The sequence below is a fragment of the Mesorhizobium sp. M4A.F.Ca.ET.020.02.1.1 genome (genome assembly GCF_004022645.1).
Classification (GTDB): domain Bacteria; phylum Pseudomonadota; class Alphaproteobacteria; order Rhizobiales; family Rhizobiaceae; genus Mesorhizobium.
On the sequence record NZ_RZOI01000045.1, the window covers coordinates 1 to 18,131 of the forward strand.

Annotated in this window: 19 protein-coding genes; 5 read left to right on the forward strand and 14 right to left on the reverse strand. The window is 64.0% G+C overall.

Going from position 1 to position 18,131, the window contains the following annotated elements:
* The 3 genes from EN742_RS05525 to EN742_RS05535 all read right to left on the reverse strand — a co-directional run.
* On the reverse strand, window positions 1–273 hold a 273-nt coding region (locus EN742_RS05525; RefSeq protein WP_189375188.1), incomplete at its 3' end, for a CoA transferase.
* Between the two features lie 5 nt (window positions 274–278).
* Window positions 279–1,040 (reverse strand): 3-hydroxyacyl-CoA dehydrogenase, encoded by a 762-nt coding sequence (locus EN742_RS05530; protein WP_126058603.1) that lies wholly within the window; start codon window positions 1,038–1,040, stop codon window positions 279–281.
* A 114-nt stretch (window positions 1,041–1,154) separates the two neighbouring features.
* A complete protein-coding gene (locus EN742_RS05535) occupies window positions 1,155–1,691 on the reverse strand; it encodes an N-acetyltransferase (RefSeq protein WP_126058604.1) in 537 nt (178 codons plus the stop codon).
* Between the two features lie 275 nt (window positions 1,692–1,966).
* Here EN742_RS05535 and EN742_RS05540 point away from each other — a divergent pair, with 275 nt between their 5' ends.
* Window positions 1,967–2,956 (forward strand): glutathione S-transferase family protein, encoded by a 990-nt coding sequence (locus EN742_RS05540; protein ID WP_126058605.1) that lies wholly within the window; start codon window positions 1,967–1,969, stop codon window positions 2,954–2,956.
* 2 nt (window positions 2,957–2,958) lie between these two features.
* Here the strand turns inward: EN742_RS05540 and EN742_RS05545 are convergent, their stop codons facing one another.
* Window positions 2,959–3,462, reverse strand: a complete 504-nt coding sequence (locus EN742_RS05545; RefSeq protein WP_126058606.1) for an NUDIX domain-containing protein — start codon at window positions 3,460–3,462, stop codon at window positions 2,959–2,961.
* A gap of 68 nt (window positions 3,463–3,530) precedes the next feature.
* Here EN742_RS05545 and EN742_RS05550 point away from each other — a divergent pair, with 68 nt between their 5' ends.
* On the forward strand, window positions 3,531–4,466 hold the full coding sequence (locus tag EN742_RS05550) for a metallophosphoesterase (RefSeq protein ID WP_126058607.1): 936 nt from the start codon (window positions 3,531–3,533) through the stop codon (window positions 4,464–4,466).
* On the opposite strand, the gene EN742_RS05555 is transcribed toward EN742_RS05550, so the two are convergent.
* From EN742_RS05555 to leuA, 4 genes are all read right to left on the reverse strand, one after another.
* On the reverse strand, window positions 4,456–5,073 hold the full coding sequence (locus EN742_RS05555; protein WP_126058608.1) for a hypothetical protein: 618 nt from the start codon (window positions 5,071–5,073) through the stop codon (window positions 4,456–4,458). The genes EN742_RS05550 and EN742_RS05555 overlap by 11 nt on opposite strands.
* 76 nt (window positions 5,074–5,149) lie before the next feature.
* Complete coding sequence (locus tag EN742_RS05560; protein WP_127405365.1) at window positions 5,150–5,944, reverse strand: alpha/beta fold hydrolase; 795 nt, start codon at window positions 5,942–5,944, stop codon at window positions 5,150–5,152.
* 132 nt (window positions 5,945–6,076) lie between these two features.
* Window positions 6,077–7,849: a hypothetical protein gene (locus tag EN742_RS05565; RefSeq protein WP_126058610.1), complete on the reverse strand. Its 1,773-nt coding sequence runs from the start codon at window positions 7,847–7,849 to the stop codon at window positions 6,077–6,079.
* A 187-nt stretch (window positions 7,850–8,036) separates the two neighbouring features.
* Window positions 8,037–9,758 carry a 2-isopropylmalate synthase gene (gene leuA, locus EN742_RS05570; protein ID WP_126058611.1) on the reverse strand — a complete coding sequence of 574 codons (1,722 nt, stop codon included), beginning with the start codon at window positions 9,756–9,758 and terminating at the stop codon, window positions 8,037–8,039.
* 389 nt (window positions 9,759–10,147) lie between these two features.
* On the opposite strand from leuA, the gene EN742_RS05580 reads away from it, so the two are divergent.
* Entirely contained in the window at window positions 10,148–11,314 is a 1,167-nt protein-coding gene (locus tag EN742_RS05580) for an ATP-grasp domain-containing protein (RefSeq protein ID WP_126058613.1), read from the forward strand.
* Between the two features lie 3 nt (window positions 11,315–11,317).
* Window positions 11,318–12,094: an alpha/beta hydrolase-fold protein gene (locus tag EN742_RS05585; protein ID WP_126058614.1), complete on the forward strand. Its 777-nt coding sequence runs from the start codon at window positions 11,318–11,320 to the stop codon at window positions 12,092–12,094.
* An 87-nt stretch (window positions 12,095–12,181) separates the two neighbouring features.
* Here EN742_RS05585 and EN742_RS05590 read toward each other — a convergent pair whose 3' ends face one another.
* From EN742_RS05590 to EN742_RS05605, 4 genes are all read right to left on the reverse strand, one after another.
* Window positions 12,182–13,270 carry an AbrB family transcriptional regulator gene (locus EN742_RS05590; RefSeq protein ID WP_126058615.1) on the reverse strand — a complete coding sequence of 363 codons (1,089 nt, stop codon included), beginning with the start codon at window positions 13,268–13,270 and terminating at the stop codon, window positions 12,182–12,184.
* A 77-nt stretch (window positions 13,271–13,347) separates the two neighbouring features.
* On the reverse strand, window positions 13,348–13,656 hold the full coding sequence (locus EN742_RS05595; RefSeq protein ID WP_126058616.1) for a putative quinol monooxygenase: 309 nt from the start codon (window positions 13,654–13,656) through the stop codon (window positions 13,348–13,350).
* Between the two features lie 48 nt (window positions 13,657–13,704).
* Window positions 13,705–14,478, reverse strand: coding sequence for an SDR family oxidoreductase (locus tag EN742_RS05600; RefSeq protein ID WP_127406095.1), 774 nt, complete (start codon window positions 14,476–14,478; stop codon window positions 13,705–13,707).
* Between the two features lie 70 nt (window positions 14,479–14,548).
* Window positions 14,549–14,986, reverse strand: coding sequence for a DsrE family protein (locus tag EN742_RS05605; RefSeq protein ID WP_126058618.1), 438 nt, complete (start codon window positions 14,984–14,986; stop codon window positions 14,549–14,551).
* 165 nt (window positions 14,987–15,151) lie between these two features.
* On the opposite strand from EN742_RS05605, the gene EN742_RS05610 reads away from it, so the two are divergent.
* Complete coding sequence (locus EN742_RS05610) at window positions 15,152–16,234, forward strand: hypothetical protein (protein WP_126058619.1); 1,083 nt, start codon at window positions 15,152–15,154, stop codon at window positions 16,232–16,234.
* 164 nt (window positions 16,235–16,398) lie between these two features.
* On the opposite strand, the gene EN742_RS05615 is transcribed toward EN742_RS05610, so the two are convergent.
* Together EN742_RS05615 and EN742_RS05620 are read right to left on the reverse strand one after the other, a co-directional pair.
* Window positions 16,399–17,346 carry a cation diffusion facilitator family transporter gene (locus EN742_RS05615; RefSeq protein WP_126058620.1) on the reverse strand — a complete coding sequence of 316 codons (948 nt, stop codon included), beginning with the start codon at window positions 17,344–17,346 and terminating at the stop codon, window positions 16,399–16,401.
* Between the two features lie 5 nt (window positions 17,347–17,351).
* Window positions 17,352–18,131, reverse strand: a 780-nt coding sequence (locus EN742_RS05620) for a gamma-glutamyl-gamma-aminobutyrate hydrolase family protein (RefSeq protein WP_189375190.1), incomplete at its 5' end; no start/stop codon positions are given.

Below are 18,131 nucleotides of genomic sequence, written 5' to 3' on the forward strand. Positions count from 1 at the left end.
GGCCCTTTCGGCGAGGCCGAGCAGCAGGTCGGCGCCTTCGCCGCGCTTCAGATCGACACGCAGGATGGAGCGGCCGTGACGGTCGAGATCGTATTCGCCCGGCAGGTCCAGCAAAGGCTGACTGGGGCCGGCGCGCTCGATGCGCAAGACCTCGGCGCCCATTTCCGACAGCATCAGCCCGACCAGCGGCAATGGGCCGAGGCCAGCCATCTCGATCACCGTCAGGCCGACCAGCGGACCGGCCTTTCCGGCAGCGGGGATGCCGGTGTCCATCGGGGCTATTTGGGCGCCATGCGGATGGCGCCGTCGAGGCGGATGGTCTCGCCGTTCAGCATCTGGTTCTCGACAATATGGAGTGCAAGTGCCGCATATTCGGACGGCTCGCCGAGGCGGGACGGGAACGGTACCGCTGCGCCGAGCGAATCCTGCACCTCCTGCGGCATGCCGGCCATCATCGGCGTCCGGAAGATGCCGGGCGCGATGGTGCAGACGCGTATGCCTGAGCGAGCAAGGTCGCGGGCGACCGGCAGCGTCATGCCGACCACGCCGCCCTTGGAGGCCGAATAGGCTGCCTGGCCAATCTGGCCGTCATAAGCGGCGACTGACGCCGTGTTGACGATGACACCGCGCTCGCCGCCTTCCAGCGCATCGAGCTTGGCGGCGCGGTCGGCGACAAGGCGGATCATGTTGAAGGTACCGATCAGGTTGATCTCGATCACCTTGCGGTACTGGTCGAGCGCATGCGGACCCTCCTTGCCGATCGTCTTCATGCCGATGGCGATGCCGGCGCAATTGACGAGGATGCGCGGCTCGCCAAGCTTCTGCGCCACCTCGCCGACGGCGATAACGCCGCTGGCGTCGCTGCTGACGTCACACTGGACGGCGATGCCGCCAATATCGGCTGCCACCTTTTGCGCGCGCTCGACGCCGACATCGAGGATGGCGACGTGCGCACCCCTGGCGGCAAGCGCGCGAGCCGTCGCTTCGCCGAGGCCGGAGCCGCCGCCGGTGACGATCGAAATCTGGCCATTCGGGTTCATGCGGCGTCCTCCACGTTTTTCCCGGTCATGCTACGAAGGACGTCACGACGGCGCAACGGCAGACGGGGTCAATCGAAGCTTGACCGGGATCAATCGTGCCGATTGAGCCGTCGATCAGGCCATTGCCGGAACTTGGTCCGGCACACGCGCCTGATCCGCATGGCCGACCTCGCCCACGAATTTGGCCACGGCGCCGGGTGTGATTTCGTGGTGAAGCAGCCTGTCGAGATCGACGGGCCGCGGCATGGAAATCTGACCGCGCGGGAAGCGTTTGAAGCCGAGCGGGCCATAATAGGGCTCGTCGCCGACAAGGATCACCGCCGGCGCGCCGGCCTTGACGGCGGCTTCGAGCGCAATCGCCACGAGCCGGCGGCCGATGCCGAGGTTCTTGAAGGCGGGGCGCACAGCGAGCGGTCCGAGCATCATGGCGCGTCCGGCGCCGGCGGCCACGCGTGTCATCCGCACCGAGGCGATGACGGTATCGCCATCGACGGCGACGAAGGACATTGCACGTTCGTGCCCTCCCGCCTCGCGGATCTTGTAGGCGGCGAGCACGAAGCGGCCCGGCCCGAAGGCTTCGTCGTTGATGGCTTCGATTTCGGAGTCATGCGCCGGGGTTTCCGGCAGGTATTCGACGTCGGCAAGGCTCATGGTCTTCGCGTTCCGGTATGCGAGGAAGGGTTTGCTGCAAGCGGCAGCGTTCGCCAGTCAGCGCTTCATCAAGCGCGGGCGCCCTTTCGTCGTCGGTCGAACCGGATCGTGGCAAAGTCAAACATGCGGAGTTCCCGCTAGCAAAAATTTCCGGCCGCTGCAATCCGCACAATTTCATCGACCGTTTGGGTCGAGTGACGGTCTGTTCAGCACATCGGGCCTTCGGGATCGCGACCCTGCGCCTACATGGGCCTCAGGGCGCAATGGAGTTTTGCATGGGATTGCTGGTCGAAGGCAGGTGGCAGGATCGCTGGTACGATACGGCCGACAGCGGCGGCAGGTTCGTGCGGGCGCAGTCGCAATGGCGTGACTGGATCACGCGCGACGGGGCGCCTGCCGAAGGCCGTTCGCGCGGCTTCAAGGCCGAGCCCGGCCGCTACCATCTTTATGTCTCGCTGGCGTGTCCGTGGGCGCACCGGACACTGATCTTCCGGGTGCTGAAGAAGTTGGAAGATGTCATTTCGGTATCGGTGGTGCATCATTTGATGGGCGCGCACGGCTGGACTTTCCTGCCGCAGGATGGCGCCACCGGCGACACGCTGTACGGCCTCGATTTCCTGCACCAGATCTACAGCAAGGCCGACCCGGCCTATTCGGGCCGGGTGACGGTGCCGGTGCTGTGGGACAAGAAGGAAGAAACGATCGTCTCCAACGAATCTTCCGAGATCATTCGCATGCTCAATTCGGCCTTCGACGAATGGGGAGACATGGGGCTCGATTTATATCCCGAGGCGCTGCGCGCGGAGATCGATCGCGTCAACGCTGTGGTCTATCCGGCCATCAACAACGGCGTCTATCGCGCCGGCTTCGCCACCACGCAAGCCGCCTATGAGGAGGCGTTCGAAGAGTTGTTTTCTGTGCTCGACCAGATGGAGACGCGACTGTCAAAGCAGCGCTATCTCGCAGGCGACCGCATCACCGAGGCGGACTGGCGGTTGTTCACCACGCTGGTGCGGTTCGACCCGGTCTATGTCGGGCACTTCAGGTGCAATCTGCGCCGCATCGCCGACTATCCGAACCTGTCGAACTATCTGCGCGACCTCTATCAGGTGCCAAGCGTTTCGGGCACGGTCAACCTGCATCACATCAAGGCGCATTACTACGGCAGCCACAGAATGATCAATCCGACGGGCATCGTGCCGGTCGGGCCGGAAATCGACTACGCAGCGCCGCACGACCGGGCGCGGTTTGGGAAAGCTGCCTAGGCTTACCAGTAGGGCGAGATCTCAGCCTTCGTGAAAATCTCGGCGATCCGCCGCAGCGTTGCAGGCGTCGTCGCTTCCGGCAAGCGGTCAAGCGGGAAGAAGCCGGCCTCGGCGATTTCATGGTCGGGCAGTTTTCGCGTCGTCTGGCTGAAATTCTCGATCAGATAGAAACCGACATGATCGCGCCTGCTGGAGCGGCGGTTGAAATGCACCGACTTCAGCTCTGGCGGCGCCGTCATGCTGATGTTGCCCTCCTCGGCAAGCTCGCGCGCCAGCGCCTCCAGAAGTGTTTCGCCGACCTCGACGCCGCCGCCCGGCAACTGCCAGCCGGGCACATAGGTGTGTCGGATCAGGAAGATGCTATTGGCGGTGCGGTCGTGAACCAGTCCGCGCACGCCGAGCGTCATCGGCCGCCTGAGCAGGAAAGACAGATGGAACAACCTTGCCCTGAGACCCGGCCAGCCGGTCTGACGCATGGCCGCTTCCGGATCGAGCGGCGCCGTCATCCGCGGAACCGCGATTCGACGCAAAACCATGAGTGGAAAGCAGGCACCGGCTCGCTTATGAAAGAGCAATGTTCAGGCTCGCGCATATTTCCGATGTCCATCTGGGGCCGCTTCCCGGTGTAACCTATCGCGAACTCGCCTCCAAGCGCGTGGTCGGCTATGTCAACTGGCAGCGCAATCGCCGCCGCCACATGCATGATGCGGTCATCGACAGCATCGTCGCAGATCTCAAAGCCAGCCAACCGGACCATCTCGCCGTCACCGGCGATCTGGTCAATCTGGCGCTCGACGGCGAGATCGAGATGGCCAGGCACTGGCTGGAGACGCTGGGCTCGCCCGATGACGTGTCGGTCGTCCCCGGAAACCACGATGCCTATGTACCGGGCGCCTTCGACAAGGTCTGCCGATCATGGGCGGCCTGGATGACAGGCGACGGCGTCAGCGGGCCGGTCGACCGCAACGCCTTTCCCTATCTGCGCGTGCGCGGCAATGTCGCGCTGATTGGCGTCTCGACGGCGCGCGCCACCGCTCCTTTCATGGCCAACGGCTTTTTCAGGGCAGCCCAGGCGCGACGACTCGGCAAAATCCTGGACGCAACGGCCGGCAGCGGTCTGTTTCGGGTGATCATGATCCATCATCCGCCGGTGCGCGGGGCGGTTTCCCAATACAAGCGGCTATTCGGCATCGAGCTCTTCCAGCGGACTGCAAACCGGCATGGCGCCGAGCTCGTTCTGCACGGTCATTCGCATGACCCGACGCTGTTCTTCATCGGCCGGCGCGGCCAAAAGATCCCTGTCGTCGGCGTCGCAGCGGCCGGGCAGGGGCTCGGTGGCAGGCACCAGGCGGCGCAATACAACCTCATCGATATCGACGGCGAAAGAGGCGACTGGCAGGTCCGTTTGACGCGGCGCGGTCTGACCGGCCCGGCGATGCCGCCTTCGGACCTGCAGGTGCTTGAACTGGTGGCCGATGCCGAGGCACCTCGCCAACTGGTCAGAAGCTGACCTTGATGGCCGCGAGGCGATCCCAGAACAGCACCAGCGACACGGCAAGCCCAACAAGCGCGCCGGCGGCGATCAGACCCAAACCGGAGAGGACGGCTGACCAGGCCTTGCCGCGCCGGGTCGCCCGCAAGGGCGGTTCGGCTTCTCTCACCGATGCCCGATGCATGCCGGGAACGGGATGCTCGACCCCGCCTTCCATCATCCTCTGGCGCTCGATCACACGTTCGGCCACATAGCGCGTCACAGAATCGGCGACGACCTTCATGTCGCTCGATTCGGCGAGCACCACGCGCCCGATGCGCGTGTCCCTGAGGAAGCGATAGGTGCGGCGGTCGCGTCCCATGGCGACGTGGCAGACGGCATCGATCCACAGGCGCGGCTGCAGGCCGGACGAGACCGCGAAGTCGAAATTGTCCATGTCGGTGGGCACCTCGGCAAAGACAGGGGCGAGCTCAGCGGCAAGCAGATCCAGTCGCATACGGTGCGCCTCGCGCATGTCGACGACGACATCGTCGCGATCAGCGAAAGCGTTCTTCACGTCGCGAATGGCATCGGACAGCTTGCGCGACGCCTCGATCGGGGTGGGTTTCTCGCCTGCGTCCTTCATCGGCGGCTGCCTCGTGTTGGTTAACAGCGGGTTAACACAGTCGCCGACAAAATGCACTGGTGAGATGGTGGATCAGCTATACCGCCCGGTCACGCGCGGACGAGCGTCGACGGCGCCGACTCATGTTACGACGCACGGCGGAAGCGACCAGATCGGATGCTTCCTCGACCAGCATATGGCCGGCTTCCAGAACATGATGCAGGTGAAAATGCGCCGGCAAGTCGTCTGCCTGGGCAACCGGCAGCATGGCGTCGTCCGTGCCCCAGACCACCATCACCGGCATGGCGAGCGTGCCCAACTGTTCGCGCGGAATGGCGCCTTGCCGATCATCCCTGGTCATGACGGCGGCGATCTCGACAAGCTTCTGCACCTGACCGGGGCGTTCGCGCATCTCGGCAAGCGTATCCACGATGTCTTCCGGCGGCTGTTCCCCTGGTCCGGACATGGCGGCCAAACAGGTACGAACCTCGTTTCTGCCGGCCGCCGCCGCATAGCGGCGCAATAGCGGCCCGTTGATCTCCGGTCCGAAACCGCCCGGCGCCAGAAGCGTCAGCGAGGCTACCCTTTCGGGCTCGCTCAACGCCATCAGGGTCGCGACCGCGCCACCCATCGAATGGCCGACGAGATGCACTTTCTTCCTTCCGCGTGTCGCCAGGTCGGCGAGAATGGCCTTGGCGGCGGAGCGCGCCGATGTGCCGGGGACACTGAGAGAATGCCCGTGGCCGGGAAGGTCGTAGGCAATCGTCCGCATTCCGGGAGATAGCGTCGAGATCACCTGGCGCCAGACATCATGGCACCCGCCAAAACCGTGCAGGAAAACGACAACCTTCGAGCCGGCGCCCCGTTCGGCGGCATAAACGGAAGAATCCATGAAAGTTTATGAGTTTTCCAAGCCCCAGCGACCGAACAGGCGCCCCCGTAGTCAAATTGTGGCTCGATTGCTCTTTGTCTAGAGCAACGGCCAGTAAATTTTTTGCGATCAGCCGCGCCGTTCTAGTACAATTCAGCTGGCGCTACCAAGGCCTGCTGCATGCAAAGCTTGGACCAACCTGTCGGTGAGATCGGCGGGGTATTTGCGGTCGACGAAGGTCGCGCGCGGATCGGCGGCGAATTTCGGGAATTTGGCGACGAGTTCATCGGTCAACTGGCCGGCCAACTGGCCGCGGCCGGCAATCTTGGCGCCGATCAGGCGCGCGGCCAGATAATGAGACTTGGTGGCCGTGGTGCGCAACGATTCACTGGCAATGGCGGCCTGCCTCGCATCCCCCAGCATGAACGCGCCGACAAACAGGCCGTAGTCCCACCATGTCGGGTGGCCACTGAAGGTCTCGACGGCGTGTGCAATGATAGGGGTGCCTTCGCTGTACTTGCCGGCGAAGATCAGCCCATAGCCGTAGGCTGCGGCCATACCGAGATCGTAGGGATTGAGCTCGTGCGCCTTGCGCATCCAGCGGATCGCTTCGTCCGTATTGCCGAGGCGCGAATTGAGATAGCCATAGGCGCGATGCGCATAGGGGCTGGTCGGCCCGATCTGCACGGCACGATGGGCAAACGACATCGCCTGTTCGATCGTCGCGCCGGAAGGATAGGCGTAGTGATCGGTGACGGCCTCGAGATGCAGGGACGCGAGTTCGGAATAGACAAGCGACGATTTCGCACCTTGGTTGGCCAGTTTCTCGAGGCAGCGATAGGCAGCCTCGTGCGTCGCTGCGCTTTGATCGAGATAGTATCTGTCGTTGAGCACCAGGCACTGCGTCAGGCCAGTGCCGATGCCGCTTTGCTCGATATAGCCGTAGATCGGTCCGGAGGCCGGAATGGTCGAGGTCAATATGTTGGCGATGCTGTCCTCGACCGCGTCGGGCGCACTGTCCTCGGCCGTCAGGTTGCGTGACAGGAGCACCCGGCCGGTGGCGACATTCTGCAGTTCGATCGTGACATCGCTTGGCGCGGGTCCAGGCAAGATGTCGAATACAAAGCTGGTGGCGTCGGCGGCCGGATCATGCGTGCCGTCAGCGTCGCGCCCGATGAAGTCTATCGTGTCGAAACCGGCAAGGCCGGTGCGCAGCGAGGCAGCCACGCGCGCCGCCTCGGGACCGCTCGCCTTTGTGGCGATGTAGATCAAAGGCAAGGTCTCCACCGGTGAAGACGCGATGCTACCTGTCGCCGCTGTTTCGACCACCGAGGCCGCATCCCCGCCGCCGAGCAAGGCATCGCCGCCCTGGCGAAGGATGAGCACGCCCAGCATGGCGATGACGACAGCGATCGCGCCCCAGAAGAACCTCAGGTGGCGGGTCAGCGACGGGCCATGAGCCTGAGAAGCGGGCGGCGACATCGGCGGCGCGGACTGTGCGGGAGCGGGCTCCTCTGGCAAGCCGGGCGCCACGATGGCACGCGCCACGCCCGCCGCCGGCTCCTCGCCGACAGGCAGGCGAATTGCGTTCAGCTCATAGGATGGAACATAGCCGCCGCGCGGGATGGCGATACGCACCGGTTCGGCAACGCCTTCATTGGCGAAATATTGCTGCAGGAGCTCGCGCAGCCTGCCCGCCTGGACCCGGACCACGGCATCGGTCGACGGATCGAAATCGCCGTCCCTGCCGAAGACATCCATGGCGATGGAGAAGCCCTTGAGCCGGTCGGCTTCGCCGGCCTGCTCGCGCTCGACCAGGTAGCGGAGCAGCTTTCGGGCACGCTCCGAGCGTCCGAATGTTTCGCTGGCGAGCAGTCGCTCAAGTGTCTCGCGCACTGCGGGGGCGGCAGGCGGGGCATGCTGCAAGTGTCGATCCTCTCGAAGTCGGCACAGGTTAGGGCGCGATCATATAGCGATGGCACTGCCGCACAAGCATAGTTGTGTTATGCGATCGCGTAAGCCACCGGATAATTGCCCATGGTTAACGCGCGAAAGCCGGTATCGCAATGCGTGCGGAGCGCCGCGGACGTGCGGCGCTCCGGGTAAGCATTGATCAGCCGGCGTTGCGGCCGACGATGCGGTTGGCGGCCGAAACCACCGCTTCCAGCGAGGCGGCGACGATGTTGGTATTGATGCCGGCGCCGAACAGCTTGCCGCCGGGATACTCCATCTCGACATAGGAGATGGCGGAGGCATTCGAGCCGCGCTGTAGCGAATGTTCGGAATAGTCGAGCACCGACATCGCGACGCCAACATGCCGCGACAGCGCATCGACGAAACCATCGATCGGGCCGGTGCCGGTGCCGGTGATGGTCATTTCCTTGCCCTTGTCGAGGATCACCGCCTCGATCACGCGGCGGCCCTTCACCTCGGTGTCGGGATAGGTGTGGTGATCGATGAATTCCAGCCGGGCGCTGGGCTGGTCGACATAGGTCTCGAGGAAGCGCTCATGGATCCGCTTGGCGGGCACCTCCTTGCCTTCGGCGTCGGTGATTGCCTGGATAGCCTGGCTGAACTCGATCTGCAGGTTGCGCGGCAGATTGAGGCCGTAGTCGGCCTGCAGCACATAGGCGATGCCGCCTTTGCCGGACTGCGAGTTGATGCGGATGATCGCCTCGTAGGTGCGGCCGACGTCGGCCGGATCGATCGGCAGGTAGGGCACTTCCCAGAGCGGCGTGTTGGCCTTCTTCAGCGCCTTCATGCCCTTGTTGATGGCGTCCTGGTGCGAGCCGGAGAAGGCGGTGTAGACCAGTTCACCGACGTATGGGTGGCGTTCCGGGATTTTCAGCTGGTTCGAATATTCATAGACGTCCTTCATCCGGTTGATGTCGGAACAATCCAGCTCGGGATCGACGCCTTGCGTGTACATGTTGAGCGCCAGCGTGACGATGTCGACATTGCCGGTGCGCTCACCATTGCCAAACAGCGTGCCCTCGACGCGGTCGGCGCCGGCCATCAGGCCGAGCTCGGTGGTGGCAATGCCGGTGCCGCGGTCATTGTGCGGGTGCAGCGAGATGATCAGGTTCTCGCGGTTGTCGAGGTTGCGGCACATCCACTCGATGCGGTCGGCATAGATGTTGGGCGTCGACATCTCGACCGTCGACGGCAGGTTTATGATCAGCTTGTTGTCGGCCGTCGGCTTCACGATCTCGGTCACGGCATTGCAGATCTCCAGAGCCACCTCGAGCTCGGTGCCGGTGAAGCTCTCCGGCGAATATTCGAAGCGATAGCCGCCGCCCGCCTTGGCAGCCATGTCGGTGATCATCTTGGCGGCGTCAGTGGCGATGCGCTTGATGCCGGCGACGTCCTTCTCGAAGACGACGCGGCGCTGCAATTCGCTGGTCGAGTTGTAGAAATGCACGATCGGGTTGGTTGCGCCCTTCAGCGCCTCGAAGGTGCGGGTAATCAATTCGGGACGGCACTGCACCAGCACCTGCAGCGAGACATCGGCCGGCACGTTGCCTTCCTCGATGCACCAGCGGGCGAAATCGAAATCGGTTTGCGAGGCCGAGGGGAAACCGATCTCGATCTCCTTGAAGCCCATGTCGAGCAGCAGCGCGAACATGCGCGCCTTGCGCTCGTGGCCCATCGGGTCGATCAGCGCCTGGTTGCCGTCGCGCAGGTCGACCGAGCACCAGATCGGCGCCTTGTCGATGACCTTTGACGGCCAGGTGCGATCGGTGAGGCCGACGGTCGGGTAGGGCTGGTATTTGCGAGCGGCGTCCGACATGCCCTTCTCGGCATGGTCAGCCTGAATGTCTTCTCGTGCGTTCATCGTCATCTCTCCCGGCGGCTCGCGGATCCGCATTCAGACGGATTGGTGCCGAGCGGCGCCTTTACCAAAGTTTCGTTCGCTTGATGTGACTTGCCAACTGGCCAAGGAGCGTGCGCGTAAGCGGCGATTTCGACCGCCGGGCGCTCCTTCAGCGAACCCGGCGATCGCCGATAAGGCCGAGAAGAAGCAGGGTGGAAGCAAGCGCGCGCACGGTCTCGCCGGCAAAGCCGGTCGGACGGGAAGCGGCGGAGGAGGCGCGCGTGTTCATGGCGGTTCTCATACAGGAGCGGCATTCGAGAGGCAAGTGCCGGCGCGGCCAGGCTCTTCCCCACGTCCGGCAAATGCGCCAAACTCGCCGACGAGGCAGCGACGCCTGGGGAGGCCCATCCATGAATTTTGTGTACTTCTCGCCGCATTTTCCGGCCAACGGCGCCGACTTCTGCGATCGGCTGAAGAAGGCCGGCGCCACCGTGCTAGGCATCGGCGATGCGCCTTATGAGGCGCTGAGCGGAAAACTGAAGGCGGCGCTGTCGGAATATTACCGCGTCGCCGACATGGAGGACTACGAGCCGGTATTCCGGGCGATGGGCCATTTCATCCACAAATGGGGGCGCATCGACCGTTTCGAGTCGCTCAACGAGCATTGGCTGGAGCTGGAAGCCAACATCCGCACCGACTTCAACGTCTTCGGCACCAAGCTCGATTTCGTTAAGAACCTGAAGCGCAAGAGCCGCATGCGCGCCTTCTTCCGCAAGAGCGGCGTCGAGACCATTCCGCAGCGCAAATGCTCCGATCGGGCGGGCGCCATGACCTTCATCCGCCGCGTCGGCTATCCGGTGGTGGTAAAGCCTGATTCCGGCTCGGGCGCCTCGAACACGTTCAAGATCTCCAATGCGAAGGAGCTCGACCAGTTCTTCCGGGACAAGCCGGAGGGCGTGACCTTCGTCATGGAGCAATTCATCGAGGGGCTGGTGGTGACGTTCGACGGTCTGGTCAACCGCGACGGCGAGGTGGTGCTGGCGGCGAGCCACCGCTACGACCAGAGCGTCATGGAGGTGGTCAACCGCGACCGCCACATGAGCTACACCTGCTTTCCCGAAATCAGCCCGGCCGTGGAAGAGGCGGGCCGCAAGATTCTCAAGGCGTTCGACGTGCGCGAGCGGTTCTTCCACATCGAGCTGTTCGAGACCAAGGACAAGCGCGTCATCGCGCTCGAGGTCAACATGCGCCCGCCCGGAGCCTGGATGACGGATGCCATCAACTACACGTTCGACATCGACGTCTACGCGGCATGGGCCGACATGGTGGTCAAGGACGCCGCCGGCGGACCCTACGAAGGCAAGTATTTCACCGCCTATGCCAGCCGCAAACGCCACCTCCACTATTTGCACAGCCATGCGGACGTGCTAGCCGCCCACGGCGACAAGATTGTCCACCACCAGGCCATCGAAGAGGTTTTCAGCCGCGCCATGGGGAATTACGCCTATCAGATGCGCTCGAGGGACCAGAAGGCGCTGCGCCAGGCGGTCGACTACATCCACGCGGAAAAGGCCTGAGCGATGGATGTCTCCTATCACAAGGGGTTTGCCCGCAATCTCGGCCGCGACATGGAGTACAAGCGCTACGGCCATGCCGGCCGGCCGGTGGTGGTGTTCCCGACCTCGCAAGGGCGCTTCTACCAGTTCGAGGATTCCGGCGGGGTGGGGGCGCTGGCCGACTTCATCGATACCGGCCGCATCCAGTTGTTCACGCTCGACGGCATCGATTCCGAATCCTTCTTCGACAAGCATGGCGATCCTGCGCAGCGCATCGCGCGCCATGAAGCCTATTTCCGCTATGTGCGCGAGGAAGCACTGCCGGAACTGCAGTCGATTGCCGCCAAGGCCAATGGCGGGCGCAATCTGAAGCCGCTGTTCTCGGGCTGTTCGATGGGCGGCTATCATTCGTCGAACTTCGTCTTCCGCTTTCCGGAGCTGGCCAGCGGCGTCATTGCGCTGTCCGGCGTCTATTCGACCCGCGATTTCTTTGGCCGGACGCTCGAGGGCAGCATCTTCTTCAACTCGCCGCTCGACTACCTGCCTGGCATCGTCGACCAGAAGCTGCTCGGACGGTTGAGGGCGCTGAGGCTGATCTTCTGTTGCGGGCAGGGCGCCTGGGAAGAGCGCATGCTGGTGGAAACGCGCGAGTTGGAACAGGTGTTGCGCGACAAGTCGATTCCGGCGTGGGTCGACTATTGGGGCGGCGACGTCAGCCATGACTGGCCATGGTGGCACAAGCAACTGGTGTATTTCTTCGGCCGCTGGCTGGACGAGGATCTGATGAAGCGGCTGGATTGAACCGCAACCGACCCGGTCCGCGGTTTTGCGAAGCTTGCCGATGCCGGCGGCACAAGGCCCTTTCCAGACAGGTTCGGGCGCTTTGCCCTATTCCTTGATGCTTCTCGCCACCAGCCGCGCCACGCTCGGACCGACGAGCAGCACCACGAGGAAGCGGGCTGACTGCAGCGCCATGACGAAGGAGATGTCGACGTTCTGCGCCGCCGCGGCGATGATGGCGACGCTGTCCATGCCGCCGGGGCTCGTCGCCAGATAGGCGGTGAGCGGATCGATGCCGAGCACGCGACTGATGACGAATGCCATGCCGCCGCAAAAGGCGATCAGCGCCACGATCGAGGCGATGATCTGCGGCAATGCGCGGGTCGCGTGGCGCAGGATCGGCCGGGTGAAGTTCAGGCCGATCGACCAGCCGATCAGGGCGTAGCTGACGGCCAGCAGCCATTGCGGCAATTGCATCTCCACGCCGAAGCCGAGATGGACAATGGTGCCGAAGATGAAGGTGCCGAGGAAGAACGGCGACGGCAGCCGGCAAAGCCGGCCGAGCAGGGCGCCGACAAGCGCCACAGCGAGCATCGCGGCAAAGGCCATCCATTCGATCGGCGGAAACCAGACGATGGCCGGGGGTTCGACGCCCGAAGTGTCGACCCACATGCGGGCGATCAAGGCGGCGGTCATCGAGACGAAGATGACGCGCAGATACTGCATGAAGGCGACGAGCCGCTGGTCGGCGCCGAAGGCGCCCGCCATCAGCACCATGGCGGTGGCCGCTCCCGGCGACGAGCCCCAGACGGCTGTGGTGCCGGGCAATATGCGCCAGCGGCTGATCAGCCAGCCAAGCAGGCTGGAGGCGGCGACGGTCGCAATGACGGCGCCGAGGAAAAGCGGCCATTCCTTGTAGAAGACGGGGAATATGTCGGCGGAGATGGAAGCGGCAACGAGGCAGCCGACGACGGCTTGCGCCGAGCCGAACAGGGGGCGGGGCACGCGCACCGTGGCGCCGTTGGTTCCGGCAAGGATCGCCGCCAGCATCGGTCCGATCAGCAGCGCCGCCGGCAGAGCGGCGGCTTCCAGCGCGCTGGCGAACAGCAGCGAGAACGCCAGCAGCACCAGCCATTGCCGCGGCGGACGGAGTCGCGCCATGCGATCAACGGGTGGTTGTTCTGGCGAGGAGTCCATATCCGGCTCTTAGACCGGGCGGGGACAAATGCGAACCCATTTCCCGCGCAAAAGTCCTGATTTGCGTTGCTCCAGCGTCAGCCTGTGTTGCCGGCGGGCAGGCCGAAGCCGCCGACCGGATGGGTCTCGACCTGGAATTCGAAGCCGGCGATGAAGGGGCGCGCCTTGGCGATCGCCGCCTGCACTTCGGGCAATTGCAATGACGTCTTGTGGCTCGCCTGATCGGTCCATACTTCGGTGACCCAGATGGCGTCGGCGTCGGCCGGGTCGGTGGCAATGATGTAGCTCAGGCAGCCGGGGAGCGCGACGGTGCTCTCGCGCAACACGTCCATGACCGCGTCGCGCTGGCCGCGCGCCGCCCGCATCTTGCCGATCAGTCCGTACATTCCTTGTATCTCCCTCCGGTTGCGCGACAAGAGTATGCAGTCGGCGCCTCACGGCATCAACTGGCCGCCATTCACCTCGATCACCTGGCCGGTGATGTAGCCGCTCATGAGGTCGGATGACAGGAACAGATAGGCGCCGACGCAATCCTCGGCGGTGCCGGCGCGGCCCTGCGGAATGGTAGCGACCATGCCCTTGATCTGCTCCTCGGTCGAATAGCGCTCGTGAAAGGGTGTCAGGATGGTGCCGGGGGCCACGGCGTTGACGCGGATGCCGAAGCCGATCAACTCCTTGGCCATGCCGCGCGTCACGTTGGAGACGAAGGCCTTGGCCGAGCCATAGAGGCCGGCGCCGCCGCCGGCGCCGTTGCGGGCAGCGATCGAGGAGGTGTTGACGATGAAGCCGCCCTGGCGCTTCAGCCACGGTATCGCCTTGCGCGAGGCGGTCAGCACGGATCGCGCATTAAGGTCCATCACCGCGTCGTAATGCGCCTCGGTCTGGTCGGCATAGGCAACCCGGCCGAGCATGCCGCCGGCATTGTTGACGAGACCGTCGAGGCGGCCGAAATGCTCGGCGCTTTCCTCGACGACACGCTCAACGTCGGTGGGCTTTGAGAAGTCGCCCTGGGTCAAGAAGACCTCGCCGCCGCTGTCGCGAATGGTTCGGCCGAGCTTTTCGGCGGCCTCACGGCTTGAGTTGTAGTGCAGTGCGACGCGGCATTTCTGCGCGGCATAGGCGCGGGCAAGCGACGCGCCGATCCCGGTCGACGCGCCGGTGACGAGCACCGCCCTGCCGGCGAGGTCGGGAATGACAAGTGTCGTCATGCTGGTTGGTCTCCGAAATCCCGCGTCTTTCGTAGGCTATCGGCGGCCTCGCGTTCAAGCCTTCCCGCCGTCAGGGCCGGAGATAGATGTAGCCCTGGCGCTGCAATTCGGCGAGCTTGACGACGCCGCCCTTGTCGGCGACCTGGAAGCCGGCGAGCAGGTCGGCAAGCGTGATGTCCATGCCATGCATGGTGTTGCCGCAGGCTTGCGGAACCAGCCCCTTCTGGACCAGCCCGGCAAACCGGCTGGACGTAGCGCCGGATGCGGCCTTGGTCTTAAAGGCCGCAAGGGCCGGGCCATGCACGACAAGCACGATGTCGACATTGCCGCCGGTGCCTTCGTAATGGTTCTTGATGTTGCCGAGGACGAAATTGGCCTTGTCGACGTCGCTGAGGTGATAGGCGACCTTCAGCCTTTCCTCCTCCGCGGCAGCCGCCTTGACCTGGCGCAGTCCGAAAAGGCCGGCGGCCCCGGCAAGACCGGCACGGAAAATATCTCGGCGCAGCATCGCTCTTCCTCCACCAGCCGGGCACTATGGTCCTGCGTGGCCCCGGCCTCGCTAACTATTTGTTTCTACGCAATTCCCTATGGAAAACCGTTACACGCTTTTCCCGGAACTGCTCCTAGACTAGCATGAATCGCAGTCACGTCCTGTCGATGGGAGGAGGGTCACATGACGTCGAGGATAGCGGTGGGCGCGGCGCTTGGCGCTGCATTGTTCGTTGTCGGCGCGGCTCTTGCCGATGACACTCCCAAGCTGACGGAACTCAGCCCCAACGGCGCCGATGCCTGTTTCGGACGCGTCTACGACGCGGCGCACCTCAAGGCGCATCCAAAGCAGAAAGTGGCGCGCATCTTCTTCTACTATGGCCACGATCCGGTCAGCCGGCCGAACGAGGAGCCGAGCACGATTGGCGGCGCCGCCTATGATGGCTTTCTCACCACCACGGTGCGCGGCACCAAGAAGCCGGAATGGGCAGCTGGCTGGTGCAATCGTCAATCCGAGGACGGCAAGAGCGGCCCGATCCATTGCGGCATGGAATGCGACCGCACGCTCGCTTCACTCAAGGTCGACGACAAAGGCCGGCTGATCGTCTCCAACGTACAGCCCGATGTCTATCTCGACGCCGGCGCGGAGGAGGAACTCGGCGCGGCGCAGTACAACAAGCAGGCGCTGGGCAGCGAGGACGACAATTTCCGCCTCGACCCGATGCCGGCCGCCACCTGCAAGGCGGAATTCGCGCGCATCGATCCGATCGATCCGGCGCTCGGGGCGCCGCTGCGCGAGCGGCTGAAGCCCGACCAGGCGTTCTGCTATGGCCGCGACTACGACGCCGCGCATCTGAAGTCGCACCCCGACCAGGTGACGCAGTCGATCCGGGTTTTCCGCGGGCCGGTCGAACTAGCCTCCTACGCTTCAGGCGGCGATGTGGCCAACTGGCCGGACGGCGCCGACATCGCCATTTCGGTGACGACCAGGCAGAAGTCGGGCAAGGTCACGCAGACCTATTTATGCCAGGGCGAGGCCGACCAGTGGCGCTGCGCGGCAAGCTCGAAGATCAGCGATTTTGCCTGCGACGTCTCGCAGAAGGAGATTTTCCTGAAACGCGGCGCCAACGGCACGATGATGCTGGCCAACCCCAACAGCGCGCTCGCCATCGTCGATCTCTGCTCGAAGGCGGCGGATGGCAAGACGACGTCGGACGACAAGGTCTATCGGCTGAATCCGATGCCGCAGGCGGCCTGCGCACCTTAGGTCCATCGATATTCAGGTGAGGCCGGCCTGCGAACGGCAACTTCCTGCGCTTCCGGTGCTCACGTACTTCAAGTACGCTCCGCTCCGGTTCTCGGAAGTCACCGTTCTCGACTCGGCCTGACCTGAATCTCGACAGACCTTCGCAGTGTAAGCTTGGGGCGAAATTAGGCGAACGGCACCGCCGTGGTGCCCTTGGGCAGCTTCGCCTCATCGTCAGGCTCGACATGGATGGTGACGCGCACCGAGGGGATTTCGGCCTTCAGCGCGTCCTCGATGCGGTCGCAGATGACATGACTGTCGCCCACCGTCATACCGGCGTCGACGACCATGTGAAATTCGATGAAAGTGGCGCGGCCGGCGATGCGCGTCTTGAGGTCGTGCACCTCCAGCGCTCCCTTCGAATTGGCCGAGATGATGTCGCGGATGCGCATATGCTCCTGCGTATCCACGGCACGGTCCATGAGGCCGCTCAACGATTCTCCAGTAAGCTTCCAGCCCTGGTAGAGGATGTTGAGCGCCACGAGCAGCGCAAGCAGCGGGTCGAGAATCCGCCACCCAGTCATCACCGCGGCAACAAGGCCGACGATGACGCCGACCGAGGTCAGCACGTCGGTCATGATGTGCTGACCGTCGGCGACCAATGCCGGCGATCGTTCGGCGCGGCCGTTGCGGATCAGCACCAAGGCCCATGCGGCGTTGACCACAGCAGCGCCGCCGTTGATCATCAAGCCCTCCCAGGGCTGTTCGATCAGTGCCGGGTTCTGCAGCGACTGCCACACCTTGGCTATGATCAGCATCGCCGCCACGACGATCAGCACGCCCTCGAGCACCGCCGAAAAATATTCGGCCTTGTGATGACCGAAAGGATGGTCGCTGTCGGCTGGTTTGTGGCTGATGCGGATGGCCCAGAGAGCGGCGGTCGCCGTGATGACGTTGACGATCGATTCCAGCGCGTCGGAATAGAGGGCGACCGAGCCGGTCATCTGCCAGGCGACAAACTTCAACCCCATCACCAGGAAGGCGATGACGATCGACCAGAAGGCAAGGCTGGCGACCTTGCGCTTGGCTGCGGCTTTTGCCGCGGCCGCCGTCATGTCTTCCGTTGCGGCCATCGCTGCTAGGCTGCCTTTTCCTTGGCCTTGCGCGGCAGATGCGCAACGATGTTCTCGATGATGCGCATGCCGGCATTGTGGCCGAGCGTCATGATCGATTCCGGATGGAACTGCACGGCGGCGATCGGCTCCTTGCGGTGCTCGAAGGCCATGATGACGCCGTCCTCGGTCTCGGCGGTGACCAGGAAATCGTCGGGGAGGCGCACCGGATCGGCGAAGATCGAGTGGTAGCGGCCGACGGTCACTTCCTTGGGCAGGCCGGAGAAGATGACGCCGGGCTTGGAGACGCGGATGCGCGACGGCTTGCCGTGCATCGGTATATGCAACTGCCGGAGCTCGCCGCCATAGGCTTCAGCCAGCGCCTGCAGGCCGAGGCAGACGCCGAAGATCGGCAGGTCGCGGGCTCTTGCCTTCTTGATCGTGGCGGCGCAATCAAAGTCCTTCGGCGTGCCAGGGCCAGGCGAGAGCACGACGAGGTCCGGCTTCAGCCGCTCGAAAACCTCCTCCGGCACGGGCGTGCGCACGGTGGAAACATTGGCGCCGGTCTGGCGGAAGTAATTGGCGAGCGTGTGGACGAAGGAGTCCTCGTGGTCGACCAGGAGGATGTTGATGCCGTCGCCGACGCGCGCGGCGGTGCGTTCGGCGCCAACGGCATTGCCGGTCTTGGCGTCGCGGATGGCGGATAGCATGGCGGATGCCTTCAGTTCGGTTTCGGCTTCTTCTTCCTCGGGAACGCTGTCGAAGAGCAGCGTGGCGCCTGCGCGTACCTCGGCGATGCCGTCCTT

Coding starts and splice junctions, on each gene's coding strand:
- EN742_RS05530 (WP_126058603.1), bottom strand. CDS start 1,040: ATGAACCCGAATGGCCAGATTTCGATCGTCACCGGCGGCGGCTCCGGC.
- EN742_RS05535 (WP_126058604.1), bottom strand. CDS start 1,691: ATGAGCCTTGCCGACGTCGAATACCTGCCGGAAACCCCGGCGCATGAC.
- EN742_RS05540 (WP_126058605.1), top strand. CDS start 1,967: ATGGGATTGCTGGTCGAAGGCAGGTGGCAGGATCGCTGGTACGATACG.
- EN742_RS05545 (WP_126058606.1), bottom strand. CDS start 3,462: ATGACGGCGCCGCTCGATCCGGAAGCGGCCATGCGTCAGACCGGCTGG.
- EN742_RS05550 (WP_126058607.1), top strand. CDS start 3,531: ATGTTCAGGCTCGCGCATATTTCCGATGTCCATCTGGGGCCGCTTCCC.
- EN742_RS05555 (WP_126058608.1), bottom strand. CDS start 5,073: ATGAAGGACGCAGGCGAGAAACCCACCCCGATCGAGGCGTCGCGCAAG.
- EN742_RS05560 (WP_127405365.1), bottom strand. CDS start 5,944: ATGGATTCTTCCGTTTATGCCGCCGAACGGGGCGCCGGCTCGAAGGTT.
- leuA (WP_126058611.1), bottom strand. CDS start 9,758: ATGAACGCACGAGAAGACATTCAGGCTGACCATGCCGAGAAGGGCATG.
- EN742_RS05580 (WP_126058613.1), top strand. CDS start 10,148: ATGAATTTTGTGTACTTCTCGCCGCATTTTCCGGCCAACGGCGCCGAC.
- EN742_RS05585 (WP_126058614.1), top strand. CDS start 11,318: ATGGATGTCTCCTATCACAAGGGGTTTGCCCGCAATCTCGGCCGCGAC.
- EN742_RS05590 (WP_126058615.1), bottom strand. CDS start 13,270: ATGGACTCCTCGCCAGAACAACCACCCGTTGATCGCATGGCGCGACTC.
- EN742_RS05595 (WP_126058616.1), bottom strand. CDS start 13,656: ATGTACGGACTGATCGGCAAGATGCGGGCGGCGCGCGGCCAGCGCGAC.
- EN742_RS05600 (WP_127406095.1), bottom strand. CDS start 14,478: ATGACGACACTTGTCATTCCCGACCTCGCCGGCAGGGCGGTGCTCGTC.
- EN742_RS05605 (WP_126058618.1), bottom strand. CDS start 14,986: ATGCTGCGCCGAGATATTTTCCGTGCCGGTCTTGCCGGGGCCGCCGGC.
- EN742_RS05610 (WP_126058619.1), top strand. CDS start 15,152: ATGACGTCGAGGATAGCGGTGGGCGCGGCGCTTGGCGCTGCATTGTTC.
- EN742_RS05615 (WP_126058620.1), bottom strand. CDS start 17,346: ATGGCCGCAACGGAAGACATGACGGCGGCCGCGGCAAAAGCCGCAGCC.